18 protein-coding genes and 7 tRNA genes are annotated in these 17547 nt (G+C 60.1%); 9 read left to right on the forward strand and 16 right to left on the reverse strand.

The features are described 5' to 3' along the window. Positions 1 to 5 precede the first annotated feature (5 nt). The 14 genes from CJEIK_RS05475 to CJEIK_RS05540 form a co-directional block, all read right to left on the reverse strand. Positions 6 to 761: a YebC/PmpR family DNA-binding transcriptional regulator gene (locus CJEIK_RS05475; protein ID WP_005294958.1), complete on the reverse strand. Its 756-nt coding sequence runs from the start codon at positions 759 to 761 to the stop codon at positions 6 to 8. A 129-nt stretch (positions 762 to 890) separates the two neighbouring features. Beyond that, positions 891 to 1478 carry a pyridoxal 5'-phosphate synthase glutaminase subunit PdxT gene (pdxT, locus tag CJEIK_RS05480; RefSeq protein WP_005294960.1) on the reverse strand — a complete coding sequence of 196 codons (588 nt, stop codon included), beginning with the start codon at positions 1476 to 1478 and terminating at the stop codon, positions 891 to 893. Positions 1479 to 1482: 4 nt separating this feature from the next. Next, positions 1483 to 2355: an acyl-CoA thioesterase gene (locus tag CJEIK_RS05485; protein WP_005294961.1), complete on the reverse strand. Its 873-nt coding sequence runs from the start codon at positions 2353 to 2355 to the stop codon at positions 1483 to 1485. Beyond that, on the reverse strand, positions 2355 to 3257 hold the full coding sequence (gene pdxS / locus CJEIK_RS05490) for a pyridoxal 5'-phosphate synthase lyase subunit PdxS (protein WP_011273622.1): 903 nt from the start codon (positions 3255 to 3257) through the stop codon (positions 2355 to 2357). The genes CJEIK_RS05485 and pdxS overlap by 1 nt, the downstream gene beginning before the upstream one ends. A gap of 90 nt (positions 3258 to 3347) precedes the next feature. Beyond that, positions 3348 to 3866: a LemA family protein gene (locus CJEIK_RS05495; RefSeq protein ID WP_005294964.1), complete on the reverse strand. Its 519-nt coding sequence runs from the start codon at positions 3864 to 3866 to the stop codon at positions 3348 to 3350. Then, positions 3863 to 5038 (reverse strand): glycosyltransferase family 4 protein, encoded by a 1176-nt coding sequence (locus CJEIK_RS05500; protein ID WP_005294965.1) that lies wholly within the window; start codon positions 5036 to 5038, stop codon positions 3863 to 3865. The genes CJEIK_RS05495 and CJEIK_RS05500 overlap by 4 nt, the downstream gene beginning before the upstream one ends. After that, complete coding sequence (locus CJEIK_RS05505) at positions 5038 to 6003, reverse strand: phosphatidylinositol mannoside acyltransferase (RefSeq protein WP_005294966.1); 966 nt, start codon at positions 6001 to 6003, stop codon at positions 5038 to 5040. The genes CJEIK_RS05500 and CJEIK_RS05505 overlap by 1 nt, the downstream gene beginning before the upstream one ends. Further along, positions 6003 to 6668 carry a phosphatidylinositol phosphate synthase gene (gene pgsA, locus CJEIK_RS05510; protein ID WP_005294977.1) on the reverse strand — a complete coding sequence of 222 codons (666 nt, stop codon included), beginning with the start codon at positions 6666 to 6668 and terminating at the stop codon, positions 6003 to 6005. Before pgsA ends, CJEIK_RS05505 begins: the two co-directional genes overlap by 1 nt. A 33-nt stretch (positions 6669 to 6701) precedes the next feature. Further along, the gene (locus CJEIK_RS05515) at positions 6702 to 7274 is read right to left on the reverse strand and encodes an HIT family protein (RefSeq protein ID WP_005294980.1); all 573 of its coding nucleotides are present in this window, start codon (positions 7272 to 7274) and stop codon (positions 6702 to 6704) included. 7 nt (positions 7275 to 7281) lie between these two features. Further along, entirely contained in the window at positions 7282 to 9285 is a 2004-nt protein-coding gene (gene thrS, locus CJEIK_RS05520; protein WP_005294983.1) for a threonine--tRNA ligase, read from the reverse strand. Between the two features lie 145 nt (positions 9286 to 9430). Further along, on the reverse strand, positions 9431 to 10684 hold the full coding sequence (locus tag CJEIK_RS05525) for a Dyp-type peroxidase (protein ID WP_172544879.1): 1254 nt from the start codon (positions 10682 to 10684) through the stop codon (positions 9431 to 9433). A gap of 5 nt (positions 10685 to 10689) precedes the next feature. Then, on the reverse strand, positions 10690 to 11355 hold the full coding sequence (locus tag CJEIK_RS05530; RefSeq protein ID WP_011273628.1) for a copper chaperone PCu(A)C: 666 nt from the start codon (positions 11353 to 11355) through the stop codon (positions 10690 to 10692). A gap of 100 nt (positions 11356 to 11455) precedes the next feature. Continuing rightward, positions 11456 to 11776: a hypothetical protein gene (locus CJEIK_RS05535; RefSeq protein WP_005294995.1), complete on the reverse strand. Its 321-nt coding sequence runs from the start codon at positions 11774 to 11776 to the stop codon at positions 11456 to 11458. A 69-nt stretch (positions 11777 to 11845) separates the two neighbouring features. Further along, positions 11846 to 12430 (reverse strand): copper resistance CopC family protein, encoded by a 585-nt coding sequence (locus CJEIK_RS05540; RefSeq protein WP_011273629.1) that lies wholly within the window; start codon positions 12428 to 12430, stop codon positions 11846 to 11848. Positions 12431 to 12760: 330 nt separating this feature from the next. On the opposite strand from CJEIK_RS05540, the gene CJEIK_RS05545 reads away from it, so the two are divergent. Next, positions 12761 to 13945 (forward strand): IS256-like element IS3509 family transposase, encoded by a 1185-nt coding sequence (locus CJEIK_RS05545; protein ID WP_011273851.1) that lies wholly within the window; start codon positions 12761 to 12763, stop codon positions 13943 to 13945. Between the two features lie 82 nt (positions 13946 to 14027). Here CJEIK_RS05545 and CJEIK_RS05550 read toward each other — a convergent pair. Beyond that, a tRNA-Val gene (locus tag CJEIK_RS05550) sits at positions 14028 to 14102 on the reverse strand. Positions 14103 to 14335: 233 nt separating this feature from the next. Here CJEIK_RS05550 and CJEIK_RS05555 point away from each other — a divergent pair. The 8 genes from CJEIK_RS05555 to msrB all read left to right on the forward strand — a co-directional run bounded on the left by CJEIK_RS05555 (position 14336) and on the right by msrB (position 16774). Then, positions 14336 to 14411 (forward strand) — tRNA-Gly (locus CJEIK_RS05555). Between the two features lie 48 nt (positions 14412 to 14459). After that, positions 14460 to 14531, forward strand: a tRNA-Val gene (locus CJEIK_RS05560). Between the two features lie 47 nt (positions 14532 to 14578). Beyond that, positions 14579 to 14654, forward strand: a tRNA-Gly gene (locus CJEIK_RS05565). Between the two features lie 41 nt (positions 14655 to 14695). After that, positions 14696 to 14770, forward strand: a tRNA-Cys gene (locus tag CJEIK_RS05570). A gap of 27 nt (positions 14771 to 14797) precedes the next feature. After that, a tRNA-Val gene (locus tag CJEIK_RS05575) sits at positions 14798 to 14869 on the forward strand. Positions 14870 to 14916: 47 nt separating this feature from the next. Then, positions 14917 to 14992 (forward strand) — tRNA-Gly (locus CJEIK_RS05580). Between the two features lie 92 nt (positions 14993 to 15084). Then, positions 15085 to 16350 carry a glycosyltransferase family 87 protein gene (locus tag CJEIK_RS05585; RefSeq protein WP_005294998.1) on the forward strand — a complete coding sequence of 422 codons (1266 nt, stop codon included), beginning with the start codon at positions 15085 to 15087 and terminating at the stop codon, positions 16348 to 16350. Continuing rightward, positions 16343 to 16774 carry a peptide-methionine (R)-S-oxide reductase MsrB gene (gene msrB / locus CJEIK_RS05590; protein WP_005294999.1) on the forward strand — a complete coding sequence of 144 codons (432 nt, stop codon included), beginning with the start codon at positions 16343 to 16345 and terminating at the stop codon, positions 16772 to 16774. The genes CJEIK_RS05585 and msrB overlap by 8 nt, the downstream gene beginning before the upstream one ends. Here msrB and hemQ read toward each other — a convergent pair. Beyond that, the gene (hemQ, locus tag CJEIK_RS05595; RefSeq protein WP_005295011.1) at positions 16749 to 17465 is read right to left on the reverse strand and encodes a hydrogen peroxide-dependent heme synthase; all 717 of its coding nucleotides are present in this window, start codon (positions 17463 to 17465) and stop codon (positions 16749 to 16751) included. The two genes, msrB and hemQ, sit on opposite strands and share 26 nt — an antisense overlap. Positions 17466 to 17547 lie beyond the last annotated feature (82 nt).

The raw sequence follows: 17547 nt of genomic DNA on the forward strand, positions 1-17547 counted from the left end.
TTTAATTATTCGCTGTCGAGCTCTGCCAACACGTCTTCCGACACATTCATGTTGGTAAACACGTTCTGCACGTCGTCGGAGTCTTCCAGCGCATCGATCAGGTTAAACACCTTCTTCGCGGTGGTGGCGTCCGCCGGAACCTCCATGGACGCGCGGAAGTCCAGCTCGATGGAGTCGTAGTCGATCTCGGCTTCCTTCAGCGCGTCTCGGACCGCGTTGATGTCAGAAGACTCGCACACGACCTCGAACTTCTCGCCGAGGTCGTTGACCTCTTCCGCGCCGGCATCCAACACGGCCAGCAGGATGTCGTCCTCGGCGTTCTCGCCCTTGTCCAGCACTGCCACGCCCTTGCGGGTGAACAGGTAGGAGACGGAGCCTGCGTCCGCCATATTGCCGCCGTTCTTGTTCATCGCGGTGCGCACGTCGGTCGTAGCACGGTTACGGTTATCGGTCAGGCACTCGATGAGCATAGCCACACCGTTCGGACCGTAGCCTTCGTACATGATCGTTTCCCAGTTTGCGCCGCCGGCCTCTTCGCCAGAGCCGCGCTTGCGGGCGCGCTCGATATTGTCGTTGGGCACCGAGGACTTCTTGGCTTTGGTGATCGCATCCTGCAGCGTCGGGTTCGCGCTGGGGTCACCGCCACCGGTACGGGCTGCCACTTCGATGTTCTTGATCAGCTTGGCGAATTCCTTGCCACGCTTCGCGTCGTTGGCAGCCTTCTTGTGCTTGGTAGTTGCCCATTTGGAGTGGCCGGCCATGATCCTCTTTCGGTAGTCGGGTTCGTTCGTATCGTTTCCATACTAGACCCCTACCGTGCAGCTGCCGTCACGCACGTCACCTTTTTTATTGACGCCCCCTCGTCGCCAATCGCCAAAGCTATGCGGCAGCTATTCCACGCCGCGCTGCTTAACCATCCGCAGAAAGTACTCGTGCACGCGGTCATCCTCGGAAAGCTCCGGGTGAAAGCTACATCCCAGTACGTTTCCCTGCCTCACTCCGACGACGGTGCCGTCCGGCAAGGTCGATACAACCTCGACACCATCGCCCACTTCTTCCACCTTCGGAGCGCGAATAAACACGGCCTCGACGGGCGTGTCGATATCCCCGAACGGCAGCTGGGTCTCGAAGGAATCCACCTGCCGACCGAAAGCGTTTCGCCGAACCGTAATGTCCATGGCGTGCAAACTATGGGCGTCACTACGAGTATCCAGAACCCGATCGGCCAATAGGATCAACCCAGCGCACGTTCCGAACACCGGCAGACCGTCGGCCACCAACTGACGCAAGGGTTCCAGCATTCCGCCCAGTTCCAGCAGCTTCGACATAGTGGTGGACTCGCCGCCGGGCATGATCAGCCCGTCGAGACCTTCAAGGTGCTCGGCGCGGCGAACGGCGCGGGCCTCGTGCCCCAGCCGCTCGATGCTGCGCATGTGCTCTACAAATCCGCCTTGCACACTCAAAACGCCAATGATCATCGGCCTACTGCTCCTCTTGCTCCTTCAGCGGCACCGACTGAGCGCCGTCGCGCAGGGTGCGGGTCAGTCCCTCTTGGGTGACCACAGCCACCAGGTCACCCTGCTGGTTAAAGATCCGCCCGTGGGTCAGTGCCCGACCGCCGTGGGCAGACGGGGAAACCTGGTCGTAAAGCAGCCACTCGTCGGCGCGGAAGGGTCGCAGGAACCACATGGCGTGGTCCAGCGAGGCCTCCTGGAACTCCGCCGGGCGGTGCGGCACCAGCGCGGACGACAGCAGAGTCATGTCCGACATGTAGGCCAGGGTGCAGACATGCAAGGTGTCGATGTCCGGCAGCCTAGACTTCGTGCGAAACCACACCACCTGCTGGGAGGCCGTGTACTTATTGTGCTCGTAGTCCTCCGGAGGAACGATGCGCACGTCCCAGTCTGCCCACTCGTCGCGGAACAGGCGCTGGACGCTAGTTAGCGACTCGGTATCCACCGCGATCGACTCAGGGGCCGGCACCGCGCGCATCTCATCGGAATGCTGCGGTCCGTGGTCGTCGCGGATGTGAAAGCTGGCCTGCATGCTGAAAATCGCCTTGCCGTCTTGCACCACTTTCACAGAACGGGAGACGAAGGATCGACCGTCGCGCACGCGGTCGACCAAAAACACCGTCGAAGCATCGGGATTGCCCGGACCGACGAAGTAACCGTGCAGGGAATGCACGGAAAAATCCTCACTAACGGTACGGGTGGCCGCTACTAGCGCCTGCGCCGCGACCTGACCTCCGTATGTACGCGCCAGCTTCGACGGCAGCGGGCTGCCGCGGAAGATGTCGCGGTCAATGCGCTCTAGATCCAGAACATCCAGGATCTTCGGACGGTGCGGAGCCATTACCAGCCGCGCTCTGCCAGTCGGTGCGGCTGCGGAATCTCGTCGACGTTGATGCCGACCATGGCCTCGCCCAGGCCGCGGGAAACCTTGGCGATGGTCGCCGGGTCATCGTAGTTTTGGGTAGCCTGCACGATGGCGCGGGCGCGCTGCTCCGGGTTGCCAGACTTGAAGATGCCGGAACCAACGAAGACACCCTCAGCGCCGAGCTGCATCATCATTGCAGCGTCGGCCGGGGTGGCAATACCGCCCGCGGTGAACAGCACGACAGGCAGCTTGCCGTTGGCAGCAACCTCGCGCACCAACTCGTACGGAGCCTGCAGCTCCTTGGCAGCAACGTAGAGCTCGTCCTCAGCCATGGAGGTCAGGCGGTTGATCTCCGCACGAATGGTTCGCATGTGAGTGACAGCGTTAGAGACGTCGCCGGTGCCAGCCTCGCCCTTGGAACGGATCATCGCCGCACCCTCGTTAATGCGACGCAGTGCCTCGCCCAGATTGGTTGCACCGCAGACGAATGGAACCTCGAAGTCGAACTTGTCGATGTGGTTCTTGTAATCGGCCGGGGTGAGAACCTCGGACTCGTCGATGAAGTCCACGCCCAGGGACTGCAGAACCTGTGCCTCGACGAAGTGGCCGATGCGGGCCTTGGCCATAACCGGGATCGAGACAGCATTGATGATGCCCTCAATCATGTCCGGGTCGGACATGCGGGAAACGCCGCCTTCGGCGCGAATGTCGGCGGGCACGCGCTCCAGAGCCATAACTGCGGTAGCGCCGGCATCCTCAGCGATCTTTGCCTGCTCCGGGGTGACGACGTCCATGATCACGCCGCCCTTGAGCATGTCGGCCAGGCCGCGCTTCACGCGAGCGGTACCGGTGTTCGCAACAGAAGAGTTATTAGTCACGATGCTTAATTTCCCATCTATGAAGAGTTTTAGATCTGCTCTAGTCTAACCTGTCTACTTCCCGATCCCGCTATCGGGAGGGAATTAAAACTAGCTCTCCGTGAAGCCGCTACCGTCGGAAGACTGTTCGCTAGGCGCGGGACTAGACAAAAGAGCCTCATAGTACTCCGGCAAAGGCGCCCGCCCGGCCAGGCGCAGGGCACGCACCAGAGGGCGGGAGCGCACGCTCAAGGTGTCGGAGACTGCGTCGTTGTAGAAACGCGCCGCCAGGTCTACCTTCGCCGAAGCCTCTAAGAAGCTGGAATTGCTCCACACCTGCGCATTCAGTTCACTCAGCAGCTCATTTTCCGCCTCGCTTCGTGCGCCCATGTCGGTGGCTCGCAACGCCACACGGTTCACATGCGCTACGTCTTGCCCTAGCTCGGGTTGCAGCGCAGCAATAACACTGGAGCGAGCACGCAACGCTCCTTCCAGGCTTACACGCGCCGAGTCAGTACGAATGTGCAGACGGTTCAGGCGGCCGGCCATGCCGGAGGCCCACACACCCGCAACGATCGCGAGGATCAAAACCACCGCGACAATGAAGACCCACACGGGAATCGTGATCATGCCAGTGTCACCTTTCGACCTTTGACCGTCACCGTGTCATACACCTGCTCCACCTGGTCTGTAACCGTCTGCCAGTCGAAGTCCACGGCACGCCGTGCCCCAGCTTCGATGAGCTTGGCACGAGCAACGTCGTCATGCAGCAGACCAATCGCCTTGTCTGCAAGGTCTACCGCCGACCCATTGCAGAATAGGCGGGCCGACCTGCCGTGTTGACCAACCGCTTCAAAGGCCGGAATGTCGCTGGCCAGCACCGCTGCCCCTGCCGCCATACCCTCCACCAGGACGATGCCGAAGCTCTCGCCGCCGGTATTCGGCGCCACGTACACATCGCTTGCGCTCAGCGCGCCGGCCTTGTCCGCGTCGCTGACGCGCCCGAGTACGCGTACGTGGGCGTCACTAGGCTTCGCGCTGGGCCCCAGCCCCACACAGACGGACAGACCGAGCTTCCGCACGCGCTCGACCAGGGCGTCGATGTCGCCGCCACCGGCAATAATCAGTTCCACGTCCGGCACCTCCGCGACGATCCGCGGCATCGCCTCAAGGAGGATCTGCAGGCCCTTGCGAGGTTCTTCGAATCGTCCCAGGAACATCAGGCGCGGACGTGTCTGCTCAGGCATACCCAGCCCTGCCAGGGGTTCAGCGTTGCGGTAGGTCGAGGTCTCCACACCGTTAGGAATCAGCACCGGGTCGCCCGCGAGGTTTTCCACCTGCCAACGGCGAGCCTCCTCAGAGACTGCGATACCACCGTGGATGCGCTCCAGGTAGGGGCGCAGGAAGGGCAGTGCCACCTTCAGGATCTTCGATTCGCTCGCCGAGGCATGATAGGTCGCCACAATGGGTCCCTCTGCCACTGCCATGGCCATCATTGAATAAGACGGGGAGTTCGGCTCGTGGATGTGCAAAAGGTCGAACTGGTTGTCGCGGATCCACTGCTTAAGGTGCTTTTTGGTTCGCGGACCGAAGCTCAACCGCGCGACCGAACCGTTGTATCGGATCGGAATGCTGGAGCCACCCAGCTCTACGAAATCCGGCAGCCCCTCGGTGGATTTACCGGGGCCGATCAAGCTGACTTCGTGGCCGCGCTTGCGCAGCTCTGTGCACAGGTCGATGGCGTGGATCTGCACGCCGCCCGGCTCGTCGAAGGAGTACGGGCAGACCATTCCAATCCGCATTAGTCCTGCCCTTCCATCTGGTCTTCTTCACTCAACCCCAGTCGCTTGCGGCGCGCCTCCGAAAGATCCGCGAACCACAGCGGCTGCAGCATGTGCCAGTCCTGCGGGTCCATAGCGATGCCGCGGGCGAAGTTGTCCGCCATCTGCTGGACGATCTGCTGCAGGCTCCGCCCTTCCACCTCTACGGGCGTGACTTCGTGCTCCCAGGTCTCCGGCGTACCCCGCCGTTCGGGCCGGGGGTCCGTCGCCCCGCCGCGGAACGCCACCCGCGCAGTGAACAGGTTCGCCCCGGAGCGCTGCGCCAGCAGCGCCGCACCCGCGGGCATGGAGGTCTTCTCCCCGAAGAACTCCACCTCGACCCCATGGCCGGTCAGGTCTCGCTCCCCCATCAGGCACACGGTTCCACCTTCACGCAGCACCTCTTCCATCCGCTCCAAGGGAGGCACATCCGCGCCCGTCAAAGCGATGATCTCAAAGCCCAGCGACTCGCGGTACTCGACGAATGCCTCGAACAGGCTCTCCGGCTTCAGGCGCTCGGCGACGGTGGTGAAAGTTCCGTAGTGGTGCACCAGCCACACCCCGGCCATGTCCCAGTTTCCCGCATGCGGCAAAGCGATGATGGTGCCACGGCCGGATTCGGCGCTCGCGTGCAGCAGTTCCAGCGACCCAGGCACGAAGTTGCGGTTGAGCTCCTCCGCCAGCTCGCGCCCGGCCATCGCAGGCAGCTGAAAGGCCTCGCGCCAATAACGCATGTAGCTGCGCATGGAGCGGCGAACCAGGTCGCGCGTGACGTTTTCCGGCCCGACAACGCGGGCAAGGTTGCGGCGCAGCTGTTCTGGGCCTTTGCCCTTTTTGGACGCCACGTCCGCGCCCCATTCAAACAATGCCTTCGCCACTGGTTTCGGCAGCCTGGAGGTCACCTTCCAGCCGGCAATATAAGCCGCGGCGGATAGCCGCTCGCCCATCAGCCTTCACTCCCCTCAACGGGAAACTCGCGGGCTCCTTCGGGGGCGGCGATAGTCTGAGACGCGGCGTCCGAACGAGCAACAATTAGTAGGCGCTCAACAACCGTGTACAGCGATCCGGCAGCGAGGATCCACAGTCCCCACGCCAGAATGTGTGGCACGCCAAGCCCGCCGATACCAACTGCCACCAAGGAGATGATGAGGCGTTCCGGGCGCTCGATGAGCCCTCCCACGACCTTGATTCCCGAGGCCTCTGCGCGGGCTTTGACGTAGCTGGTGACCTGGCTGGCAACGAGAATCACCAAGCAGACGCTCATCATCACGACGTTGGCGGGTTCCTGCAGGCCAAACCAGAGGACCAGGGCGCCGAAGATGGCGCCGTCGCTGAGGCGGTCGCAGGTGGCATCTAGCGTGGCGCCGAACCGAGTGCCGCCGCCGCGCATGCGAGCCATGGTGCCGTCCACCATGTCAGTAGCGACCGTAAGACCGATGAGTACGGCAGCGGCAAAGTGGTGACCGGAGGGAATCAGCCAGAGCGCGAAACCTATCGCCATCAGGGTGCCGAAAACGGTCACTGCGTTGGGAGTAATTCCCATCTTGTGCAGCACCCTGGCGATCGGTTCAATGATGACCGCGGCGGGGCCACGGCCGTGCACGCTAAGCATCGCTGAAGTTTTTCTCCCTAATGATCTGAACCGCTAGTCGGTAGAACGGGTGACGGTTTCCCAGGCATCTGCCAACAGCGCACGGGTCTCCCGCAGCGTCTGCGGCAACACCTTAGTGCCCGTCATGACTGTCATGAAGTTAGCATCACCGACCCACCTAGGCACTATATGTTGGTGCAGGTGTGTCGGAATGGAACCACCGGAAGCCTTGCCCAAATTGAGGCCGACGTTCACCGCATCGGGTTTGGAAACCGCTCGCAGCGTCTTCAGCGCAATCTTCGTAAACTCCGCTAACTCTGCGGTTTCTGCATCGTCGAGCTCCGTGTAGTCGGCCACCTGACGATAAGGAACAACCAGCATGTGGCCGGGGTTGTACGGATACAGGTTCAGCACGCAGTAAACCGACTTACCCCGGGCGACGATCAGCGCCTCTTCGTCCGAAAGCTCCGGCAGTGTGGCAAAGGGGTCGGCGGATTGCTTGGATTTGGCGATGTACTGGGAGCGGTAAGGCGCCCACAGTCGCTCCAGCCCGCCTTGCAGGTCGGGCTGGGATCCCACGCCGGAATCCACATAGGGTTCGGTCTGCTGGTCCGGTTGCTGCTCCACCGCGACGCTAAACCTCCACCAGCGGCTGGATCAGCTCCGAGCTCGGCTGGTCGTTGCGGCGCTCAGCGATCCAGTTGGAGATAATGCGCAGCGCATCCTCGCGCGGCACGCCGTTGACCTGGGTGCCGTCCAGGAAGCGGAAGCTCACGGCGTTGGCTTCCACATCGCGGCCACCGACCAGCAGCATGAAAGGCACCTTGCCGGTGGTGTGGTTGCGGATCTTCTTCTGCATGCGATCGTCAGAGGTATCCACCTCCGCGCGAATACCCTGAGCACGCAGGTCTGCGGCGAAGTTCTCCAGGTACTCGTTGAACTCATCGGCAACGGGGATACCGACGACCTGGTGCGGGGCCAGCCACGCGGGGAACGCGCCTGCGTAGTGTTCCAGCAGCACGCCGAAGAAGCGCTCGATGGAACCGAAGAGCGCGCGGTGGATCATGATCGGGCGCTGCTTGGAGCCGTCCGGTGCCGTGTACTCGAGGTTGAAACGCTCGGGCAGGTTGAAGTCCAGCTGCACGGTGGACATCTGCCAGGTGCGCCCGATCGCGTCCCGGGCCTGAACGGAGATCTTCGGACCGTAGAAAGCTGCGCCCGCCGGGTCCGGCACGAGCTCCAGGCCGGACTTGGTAGCCACGCGTTCCAGGATTTCAGTGGAGCGCTCCCAGATCTCGTCGGAGCCCACGAACTTGTTCGGATCCTTGGTGGATAGCTCCAGGTAGAAGTCATCTAGGCCGTAGTCGCGCAGCAGGGAGATGATGAACTCCAGCACCGTGGTCAGCTCCTGCTCCAGCTGGTCCTCGGTGCAGTAGATGTGCGCGTCATCCTGGGTGAAGCCACGCGCACGGGTCAGGCCGTGAATTACGCCGGACTTTTCGTAGCGGTACACGGTGCCGAACTCGAACAAGCGCAACGGTAGCTCGCGGTATGAGCGTCCACGAGAGGCGAAGATCAAGTTGTGCATCGGGCAGTTCATGGGCTTGGCGTAGTAGTCCTGCGCAGGCTTTGTGACGTTGCCCTCGTCGTCGGTCTCTCCGTCCAGCTGCATGGGCGGGAACATGCCGTCGGCGTAGAAATCCAGGTGCCCGGACTTCTGGAACAGGTCGCCCTTAGTGACGTGCGGGGTGTTGACGAAGCTGTACCCGGAGGCAATGTGGCGCTTGCGGGAGTGCTCCTCCATCTCCAGGCGTACGATGCCGCCGTCCGGGTGGAATACCGGGAAGCCGGAGCCAATCTCATCGGGGAAGCTGAACAAATCGAGCTCCTGGCCCAAGCGACGGTGGTCGCGCTTCTCAGCTTCCGCCATCATCGTCTGGTACTCCGCCAGAGCTTCCTTCGACTCCCAGGCAGTGCCGTAGATACGCTGTAGGCCAGCCTTGGACTGATCACCGCGCCAGTAGGCAGCGGAGGAACGGGTTAGGGCGAAAGCCGGAATGCAGCGGGTCGTCGGCACGTGCGGGCCGCGGCAGAGGTCATACCACTCGACTTCGCCAGTGCGCGGGTTCACGTTGCTGTAGGCGGTCAGTTCACCGGCGCCGACCTCCGTGGCTTCGTCAGAGTCCGGATCAACGTTGCCCTTGTCGGCAATCAGCTCGGTCTTGAAGGGCTCGTCTGCGTACTCCGCGCGCGCCTGCTCTACGTCGTCATAAGCTTTACGCTCGAACTTCTGGCCAGACTTGATGATTTTCTTCATCGTCTTTTCCAGCTTGTTCAAGTCCTCCGGAGTGAAGGGCTCCGCAACCTGGAAGTCGTAGTAGAAACCATTGTCGATGGCAGGGCCAATACCCAGCTTGGTACCGGGAAATTCCTTCTGTACTGCCTGCGCGAGCACGTGCGCACACGAGTGGCGGATCACACCTCGGCCTTCGTCGGTGTTAGCCGGAACGGCGGCTACCTCCACGTCCTGCTGGGGTGCCCAGGAAAGGTCGCGCAGCTGACCGGCGCTCTCCCCCTCGGTCTCCTTCACACAAACGATGGCTTCCGGACCCTTATTTGGAAGGCCCAGCTCTCGCATGGCGGCGCCGGCCGGGGTTCCGGCCGGAACCCGGAAAGTAACGGCAGCTGGGGTGATTTCGGGGGTACTCACTGGTGGATCGTGCTCCTTCTCGGGCTCTAGTGACGGTCACATACCTGGTGACAGTCCTCAACGCCCGTAGATTCTACCCCTCCAGGATCTCTTGCCCCCAGTACGCCCCGGTTTTTGTGCCAGGCAGCACCCAGAAGACCGCTGAACCGACGTGGGTGATCCACGTATTCAATCGGTCCTTCTCCGCTAGTCGCTTCTGTAGAGGCGTGAACGCCTCGTCAGGATCAGCCTGGAAGCAGATGAAAATCAGCCCACTATTGCCCAGTGGGGTGACCTCGTTATCCCAGTTGTAAGCGCGGCGCCGCATCCGGGTGCCTTCACCCGCAGTAATTCCAACGTGGCTACGCTCGTCGATCAGCGGCAGGCCGTCATCGCCGGTCTTATTCAGATCGACTGGGTCGAACTCGTCCTTCGCGCCAAGCGGCGCTCCAGTGTCCGCGTGTCTGCCGAACACAACCTCGCGCGACTTCCGGTCCAGCTTCTCCCAACCCGGCATGTCGAAGACGACCCGGCGGACCACCATGGCGCTACCGCCCTGATCATCCCAGATTGCCTCGTCGTACTCCTTGTCGGCGCGGGGAATGGCCGTGCCGTCCTTGAAGCCCAGCAGGTTGCGTGGAGTCTCGCCTGTCGGCGAGTCCACGAATCCGCGTTGGGTCCACTTCGGCGTCGCATAGTCACGCCCGCCGCGGGTCAACACCCGTGCGGCATGGCTCACGGCAGTGAGGTCGTCACCGCAGATCTGCAGGACTACATCAGCGCCACCGAAATCCGGATCGAGCTTGTCTCCCTTGAACTTGGGCAGCCCATTGAGATTCTTCTTAACCCACGAAGGAACCTTTTCAATCAAGTCCATATCCTTGATTAGCTTGGGTCCCCACCCCGCAGTAACCGTTAGATTCTGCGGAGCCATAGCTAGCTCGTGCTCCAGGTCCGCCAGGGCAGTCTGCCCTTGAGTCATAGAGCGCGCATCGCCGGTCCAGATGCGCATCAGGCGCTCCAGATTCTTCTTCAATCCGCCGCGCGGCACCCCGTCCCTCTTCAAATCAAAGGCAACGATCAGCGCGTGGCTCTGCGAATCTTCCCGGATACCGGCCTGGTGTGGGCCGTCAAAATTTATCTTTCTTATTGACGCCCCATCACCAGCACCCCCATCGCCAGCTGTGTCGGCAGAGTCTTCTGCCGTAGCACAAGCTGCTATGACGGATGCAGCGCCAGTCATTCCCAGTCCGGCGAAGAATCCACGGCGAGTGAATTTCACACCTTGGGCGGGCTCGGAGGTGGAGGCGTCAGAAATAGAAGAACGAAAACGTGCGGGGTCAGACATTGGTCTTAGTGCTCGTGTCCGTGTTCTCCGCCGTGCTGCATGTGATCCCCACCATGCTGCATGCCATCCATGTTGCCCATCTCGCCGTCCTTGGCGTCACCGTAGTGCTCGTGGGTGGACTGCTGAACACGCACCGGAACGTTATCCAGCTTGTATTCCTTACCGTCCTTATCGACCAGAGTGAAGGCCAGAGAATCACCGGCGGCAATCTCGTCGGAGACTTCCATAATCATGATGTGGTTGCCGCCCGGTTCCAGGACGCTATCCTCGCCCGCGGGGATAGTAAGGCTAGAGATTTGCTGCATCTCGCCGTCTCTGTTGACTTCGTGCAGCTCATACTTCGCGCCGTCAATGTCACCCTTCACCTCGGTGATGGTGATGTCCTTGTCGGTGGTGTTGTGCAGAGTGCCAAACACGGACGTCATGTTCTTGTCCGCTGGCTTTGCGGTGACGTACGAGTCCTTAAACTCAAGTGCCTTGTCGTCTGCAGCTTCAGTGGAGCCATCGGCCCCATCGGACCCAGCGGACTGAGTGGCCTCAGCCGAGGTGGAAGCGCCATTCTTGTCTTCCCCATCGTCCGAGCATGCGGAGAGGAACAATGCACTACTCAACGCGACAGCAGCCACGGCTGCGGCACGCTTCTTGGAGTTGTTCAGGGAGGTCAGGGACATAACGAACCTTTCAATCAAAAGGCGTGCGGGCTTCCCAACCATTCCCGTGCCCGGGGCTATACCCCAGACACGACATACGCGATCTCTACCAGTTCGCGTACTAGTTGGTGGCACCCGACGCGGATGCTGCGCCGGTGGCGGTTGCCGCGGCGTTATCGGTGGCCATTTCAGTGCCGCCCATCTCAGTCTCTGCAGAAGTGCCGGTCTCTTCAGCTTCGGTAGCGTCAGTAGCCTCAGCTTGAGACTCGGATGCTTCCGTAGCTGCTTCCTCGGTGGACTGGATGCTCGGAGTGGCCGGGCCGGTAGTAGCGGTGTCCTCGCGTTCAGCACCGTCCTTCTCATGCGGAGGGGTGCAAGCGGACAGTGCAAGGGCAGTGGTCAGAGCCAGGGCGGCAGCAGTTGCAGAGCGGAACTTCTTCACGGGAATTCTCCTGATCAGGTAATCGTCAACTAATCGGACATGACGGACGCTCTATCCAACTGCTGTCAGCTAGTCGTCCTTCACATCGCGAAAGCGTGCGATGGCGATCGCCAAAGCACCCACAACTACGACGATACCGCCCAATGGCAATAACCAAGAAGGAACACTCGGGGACTGCTCCCCCTGTGCCCCCTGTTCGGAGTCACCTGCAGACTGGTTTTCGCCATTCCCGTTACTTTCGCTGCCATCCTCGGAAGCCAAATTGAACTTCAGGCTTCCTCGGGTGGAGTGACCGTCGGAGCTAGTGATCTGGTAGCCGACGATGTACTCGCCACCATCCTTCTTCCCCTGCACGTCTACCGGAACATCCACTGTCAGTTCGCGGCCATCTGCCTTTGGCTCGCCGCGGAAAAGTACCTCACCATCGTGCGAAAGCGCGATGGTATTAAAACCTTCCTGCGGCTCGCCCGAAAAGTTCAGAACGATCTTTTCCGGCAGATGATCAACTGTGGAGTTGGCCTCCGGGGTGGACTTCACCACGACGTCATGGGCAGAAGCTGGAGCGCCAAGACCCACGGAAACGGCGGCAACCATTCCAGATGCCGCCAGGAAGCGGGCTAGGGGGCGTCCAAAAGAAGAAAAACGGCGAGGCATGTAAACGGTGAACCTTTCTGTCACGACACTGCTAACACCATAGCGCCGAAAAGATCGGATTCGATCCTGCGAAGCTTTCCAGCGCTATTACAGAAGTCGGAAGCCAAGCCAAAAGAGTTCCCAAGCACCTATTTTCCGGGGGTACACCCAAGGGGTGCGAGTTCCAATGGGATAAGAAGGGTTAATAGACAAAAAGTGTGTCCGCATCCCAGCATAACCGCAGAACACACCCCACAAATCACCGCATAATAGCTCCCCGAAAGCTATTCCCCACACCATCCCACACCTCCGGCCACATCTGTGCTAAACGCACACCGGTTGGATTAAAGGATGACCACCAACCGACCCAGCTGCCCACTATGCAGCAACAACACAAAGAAAAACGGCACCACCAGCAAAGGAACAACCCGCTGGCGCTGCACCAAATGCGGACACTCCTTTACCCGCAGCACCCAAACACACAACAAAAACGCCGCTACCATGACCTGGTTCATCCAATGGATCACCGGCACCCAACCACTGACACAGATTGCAGTTACACAAAACGTCTCAGCAAAAACACTGCAACGCCGCTTCCACTGGTGCTGGTGGATCATCCCCACACCCACCATCGATACTTTCCGTATCTACGACCAGATCTTCCTGGACGCGACCTACCTAAGGTCCGGCTGCCTCCTTATCGCTGCCAGTAAAACCCACGTCATCAACTGGACCTGGGCCAGACAAGAAACCACCGCCGCCTACACCGAACTACTACGCCCCATTGCCGCACCACTTGTCGCAGTGACAGACGGCGGACAAGGCGCCCAATCAGCCATCCACCACTGCTGGCCGACAACACGCATCCAACGCTGCCTCGTCCACGCCCAACGAACAGTCCGCCGCCATACCACCAGCAATCCCCGCACCGACGCAGGCAAAACCATCTACCGCCTAGCCCTGAAACTCACTCGCATCACAGACCTTGACCACGCAGCCGAATGGGTCACCCACCTGCACGAATTCAACCACACCTACCAGGTGTGGATGAACGAGAAAACCACCATCCGCGACCCTGCCACCGGTGCCTACAGCAGGGTCTACACCCACCAACGCGTCCGAGCGGCCTATCAGTCATTACTATCCCTACACCGCAGGGACCTGTTGTTTACCTACCTGCAACCACCACCAACAACCATCAATCCTGACGGACTAGCAGCGACAACAAACAGTCTCGAAGGCGGCATCAACGCCCCAATAAAAGAACTGGCCCGCAGACACCGCGGATTATCACTACCGCATCAACGCACAGTGATGGATTGGTGGCTGTACCTACATACAGAAGTCCCTGACGATCCGGTCAAGATCGCCAGGGACCAGCGATGGGGTCAAGACGCACTTTCCACAGCAACAAACTTGATCACCCACGACACCACAGCCACTACCAATGACATCGGTGCACCAGCAGAATACGACACCGCCATCGACACCAGCTACCAACACAACCTCGGCATCCAAAAAGGCTGGGTCAAATAACCACGACACACCCGGGAAAGACACACATTTTGTCCTTTAACCCGATAAGAAAAACCGCCAGGCGAGAATGCCAGGCGGTATGTGGTGGTTCCAACTGGGTTCGAACCAGCGACCTTTCCGGTGTGAGCGGAACGCTCTTCCACTGAGCTATGGAACCTTCAAGAGGGAACGTACCACTAGCCGCTAACCAAAACCAAAACCCGTAGGCTGGCACCGCATCGGTGCCAAATGACCGAATTGCACGACTGTAGTTCAGAGATCTTCAACCGGCGCAGAAACAGCCTTTAGAAGCACGTATCTACCTGGGGATTTGTGAACTAGGCGACTAACAGGCTAGTGTTTGTTGTCGCAGCGACGAAGAATTGCTTTCTAGCAATCAACGTTGTGTATGCGGATGTAGCGCAGTTGGTAGCGCATCACCTTGCCAAGGTGAGGGTCGCGAGTTCGAGTCTCGTCATCCGCTCCAAGCTCAAGCAAGATTCCGAGTTCGTTTCGGGGCTTGGGTTTTGTTTTAGCGCGTTTAGCTCAGCGGGAGAGCGCTTCCCTGACACGGAAGAGGTCACTGGTTCGATCCCAGTATCGCGCACTGGATCCCATTCGGATCCTCTAGCGAAGGATTATTATTTTTCGCATGCGGATGTAGCGCAGTTGGTAGCGCATCACCTTGCCAAGGTGAGGGTCGCGAGTTCGAGTCTCGTCATCCGCTCCACGGTTCACTAAAGTGGGCCACGAGCAAGATTTTCTTGCCGCGGTGGAATGGCTGAGTGGCTTAGGCAACGGTCTGCAAAACCGTGTACACGGGTTCGATTCCCGTTTCCACCTCCACATTCTTTTACACAAAGTGAACTTAAGGCGCGTTTAGCTCAGCGGGAGAGCGCTTCCCTGACACGGAAGAGGTCACTGGTTCGATCCCAGTATCGCGCACTGGATCCCATTCGGATCCTCTAGCGAAGGATTATTATTTTTCGCATGCGGATGTAGCGCAGTTGGTAGCGCATCACCTTGCCAAGGTGAGGGTCGCGAGTTCGAGTCTCGTCATCCGCTCCAGTTTTCGGGGACTTTCGGGTCCCCTTTTTTCATGCCCTACCAGCGGCGTGGCAGCGCTTGCAAGGAAATTCGGGGGCTAAAATTAGTCGGCGATGAACGTCGAGAAAATTTCCTCTACACGTGCAGATGGCCGCGTGGACACTTCCCAGATCCTCTGTTGGGTGTTCTGGCCGCTGGCTGTAATGACCTTTATCCAGCGCGTATTCGTCCACCCCTGGAACTCGCGCCTCACCGACGACTTCGGCACGGTCATCTCAGCGCTATACAAGTTCCGCGCCCAGGAGGCTATCTACGATCAGGACTACTCCTCCACGGATCCGCACTACCTCTACTCCCCCGGCGCCACGCTGCTACTGAGCCCTCTATCACTGCTGTCGAACATCGAACTGGCGCGCGCCGTGTACGTGGTCGGCAACGGAGTGGCGGCAGTGTTGGCGGTCGTGGTGCTCACGAAGCTCTTTGGTTTTTCCCTGCGGTCCTGGGTTTTTCCGGTCGGTATCTTCTTCCTCTTTAGTTCCGAATCGATCGCCAACACCCTCGGGTTCGGCAACATCAACGGAGTGCTGCTGCTGGCTGAGTCGCTGTTCCTGTGGCTGCTCATCAACAATCGGGGGCTGCTGGCCGGCATCGTCATCGGCCTGGCCATCACAATCAAGCCGCAGTTCCTACCACTGCTTTTCATTCCCTTGATGCGCCGCCAGCTGTCCACCATCATCACTGGCCTGGCGATCCCGGTCGCAATGAACATCATCGCGTGGCCGCTCACCACAAACGCGAACGATTACTTCGACAAGCTGCTTCCTTACCTCGGCGAGGTACGGGATTTTGCTAACTCGTCGATCCCCGGCGTAGGCGTGTATTTCGGCTTCCCGGACTGGACAATCTGGCTGTGGCGCATCCTCGCCGCCATCTGCGTACTTGTGGCGCTGGCGATGCTGCTGCGCTTCCGCGACCGCGATCCGGTGATGTGGTCTGCCAGCACCGCCGGCGTGCTTCTAACGGGCGTGTTCCTGATTAGCAGTTTGGGCCAGATGTACTACTCGATGCTGTTGCTGCCGATCATCTTCACGGTTCTTTCCTCGCGCTCCGTGATGCATAGCCCCGTGGCGTGGCTCGGCGTGTACTTCTTCTTCAGCTACGACTCCTGGTTCTCCGACCGGTGGGTCGACTACGGCCGCGTGGCGGAATATACGCGCGGCACTATCGGTTGGTCATTGTTGATCGTTGCTGCCGCGGTGGTCTCTACGACGTGGTTCTTTAGGGATCGACGCCACAACGTCCACCCCCTCGGCGATCTGCACACCAACGGACTTTTCTACCGCAAGAACACGAAGACAGGAGAGGCCACTGATGGCTGAGTTGAATCCCACGGCTGACTTCCGGAAGCTCACTGACGAGCAGTGGCGCGAACGCCTCACCCCCGAGGAGTTCGCCGTTCTTCGCCAGGCTGGAACCGAAGCCCCATTTAAGGGCGAGTACACGGATACGGAGACCGAGGGCGTCTACGCCTGCAAGGGTTGCGGCGCGGAGCTTTTCCGCTCGACCGAGAAGTTTCACTCGCACTGCGGCTGGCCAAGTTTCTTTGATCCGAAGGATTCGGATGCGGTTATTACCCGTGTTGATGATTCCCTCGGTATGCGCCGCATCGAGGTTCTGTGTGCCCGGTGCGAGAGCCACCTGGGCCATGTTTTCGAGGGCGAGGGTTACGCCACGCCCACCGATCTGCGCTACTGCATCAACAGCATCGCTTTAACGCTTAAGCCAGCGACTCCACGAAGCTAGCCAGCTTCTCCTTATCGCCGTTGACGCGGCGGCCGGTGAAGAACGGGATTTCCTCGCGCACGTGGTGGCGCGCCTCCGTGTAGCGCATCTTGTGCATCAGTTCGACGATGCGCTCCAAGGTCGGAGATTCAAAGGCCAGAATCCACTCGTAGTCGCCCAGTGCGAAGGCGGGAACGGTGTTCGCACGAACCTCGTCGAAGCCCAAAGCGGCCTTGCCGTGCTCGCGCAGCAGGCGGGAGCGCTCCGCACGTTCCATGGTGTACCAGTCGTAGCTGCGGACGAACGGATATACGCAGATCCAATCTCCTGGCTCCTCGCCCATGATGAAGGACGGCAGGTGGGCCTTGTTGAACTCGCTCGGACGGTGCAGGCAGGTGTTGGACCATACCGGCTCGCAAGCCTGTCCTAGCTTGGTTTCCTTGAGGAAGCGACGGTAGGCAACCTGCAGATCCTCCATCTTCTCCGCGTGCCACCAAATCATTACGTCAGCCTCGGCGCGCAGCGCGGACAGGTCGTAGACGCCGCGGATCACCAGGTCCTCGTCCTCGAAGGAATCAATGAATGCCTGAAAATCAGCGGCTGCCTCCGCACGATCCCCCAGCACGCCCGGCTCGATCTTGAAGACCGAGTAGGTGGCGAAGCGAACGACGGCGTTGAGACGCTTGATTTCCTGCGCGTTCAGTTCAGTCATGGTGTTTAGCCTCTTTAGCCTTTCTGAGTTCCATTCATAGGTTCTATAGCCGCCGTTAACGGCCTATACGAAATCCAATCTA

This window comes from Corynebacterium jeikeium (genome assembly GCF_028609885.1).
Classification (GTDB): domain Bacteria; phylum Actinomycetota; class Actinomycetes; order Mycobacteriales; family Mycobacteriaceae; genus Corynebacterium; species Corynebacterium jeikeium.

Bases quoted from the DNA above. Each gene is read 5' to 3' on its own strand.
- CJEIK_RS05475 (WP_005294958.1), bottom strand. From the start codon at position 761: ATGGCCGGCCACTCCAAATGGGCAACTACCAAGCACAAGAAGGCTGCC.
- pdxT (WP_005294960.1), bottom strand. From the start codon at position 1,478: ATGATCATTGGCGTTTTGAGTGTGCAAGGCGGATTTGTAGAGCACATG.
- CJEIK_RS05485 (WP_005294961.1), bottom strand. From the start codon at position 2,355: ATGGCTCCGCACCGTCCGAAGATCCTGGATGTTCTGGATCTAGAGCGC.
- CJEIK_RS05495 (WP_005294964.1), bottom strand. From the start codon at position 3,866: ATGATCACGATTCCCGTGTGGGTCTTCATTGTCGCGGTGGTTTTGATC.
- CJEIK_RS05500 (WP_005294965.1), bottom strand. From the start codon at position 5,038: ATGCGGATTGGAATGGTCTGCCCGTACTCCTTCGACGAGCCGGGCGGC.
- CJEIK_RS05505 (WP_005294966.1), bottom strand. From the start codon at position 6,003: ATGGGCGAGCGGCTATCCGCCGCGGCTTATATTGCCGGCTGGAAGGTG.
- pgsA (WP_005294977.1), bottom strand. From the start codon at position 6,668: ATGCTTAGCGTGCACGGCCGTGGCCCCGCCGCGGTCATCATTGAACCG.
- thrS (WP_005294983.1), bottom strand. From the start codon at position 9,285: ATGCGAGAGCTGGGCCTTCCAAATAAGGGTCCGGAAGCCATCGTTTGT.
- CJEIK_RS05525 (WP_172544879.1), bottom strand. From the start codon at position 10,684: ATGTCTGACCCCGCACGTTTTCGTTCTTCTATTTCTGACGCCTCCACC.
- CJEIK_RS05530 (WP_011273628.1), bottom strand. From the start codon at position 11,355: ATGTCCCTGACCTCCCTGAACAACTCCAAGAAGCGTGCCGCAGCCGTG.
- CJEIK_RS05540 (WP_011273629.1), bottom strand. From the start codon at position 12,430: ATGCCTCGCCGTTTTTCTTCTTTTGGACGCCCCCTAGCCCGCTTCCTG.
- CJEIK_RS05545 (WP_011273851.1), top strand. From the start codon at position 12,761: ATGACCACCAACCGACCCAGCTGCCCACTATGCAGCAACAACACAAAG.
- CJEIK_RS05585 (WP_005294998.1), top strand. From the start codon at position 15,085: ATGAACGTCGAGAAAATTTCCTCTACACGTGCAGATGGCCGCGTGGAC.
- msrB (WP_005294999.1), top strand. From the start codon at position 16,343: ATGGCTGAGTTGAATCCCACGGCTGACTTCCGGAAGCTCACTGACGAG.
- hemQ (WP_005295011.1), bottom strand. From the start codon at position 17,465: ATGACTGAACTGAACGCGCAGGAAATCAAGCGTCTCAACGCCGTCGTT.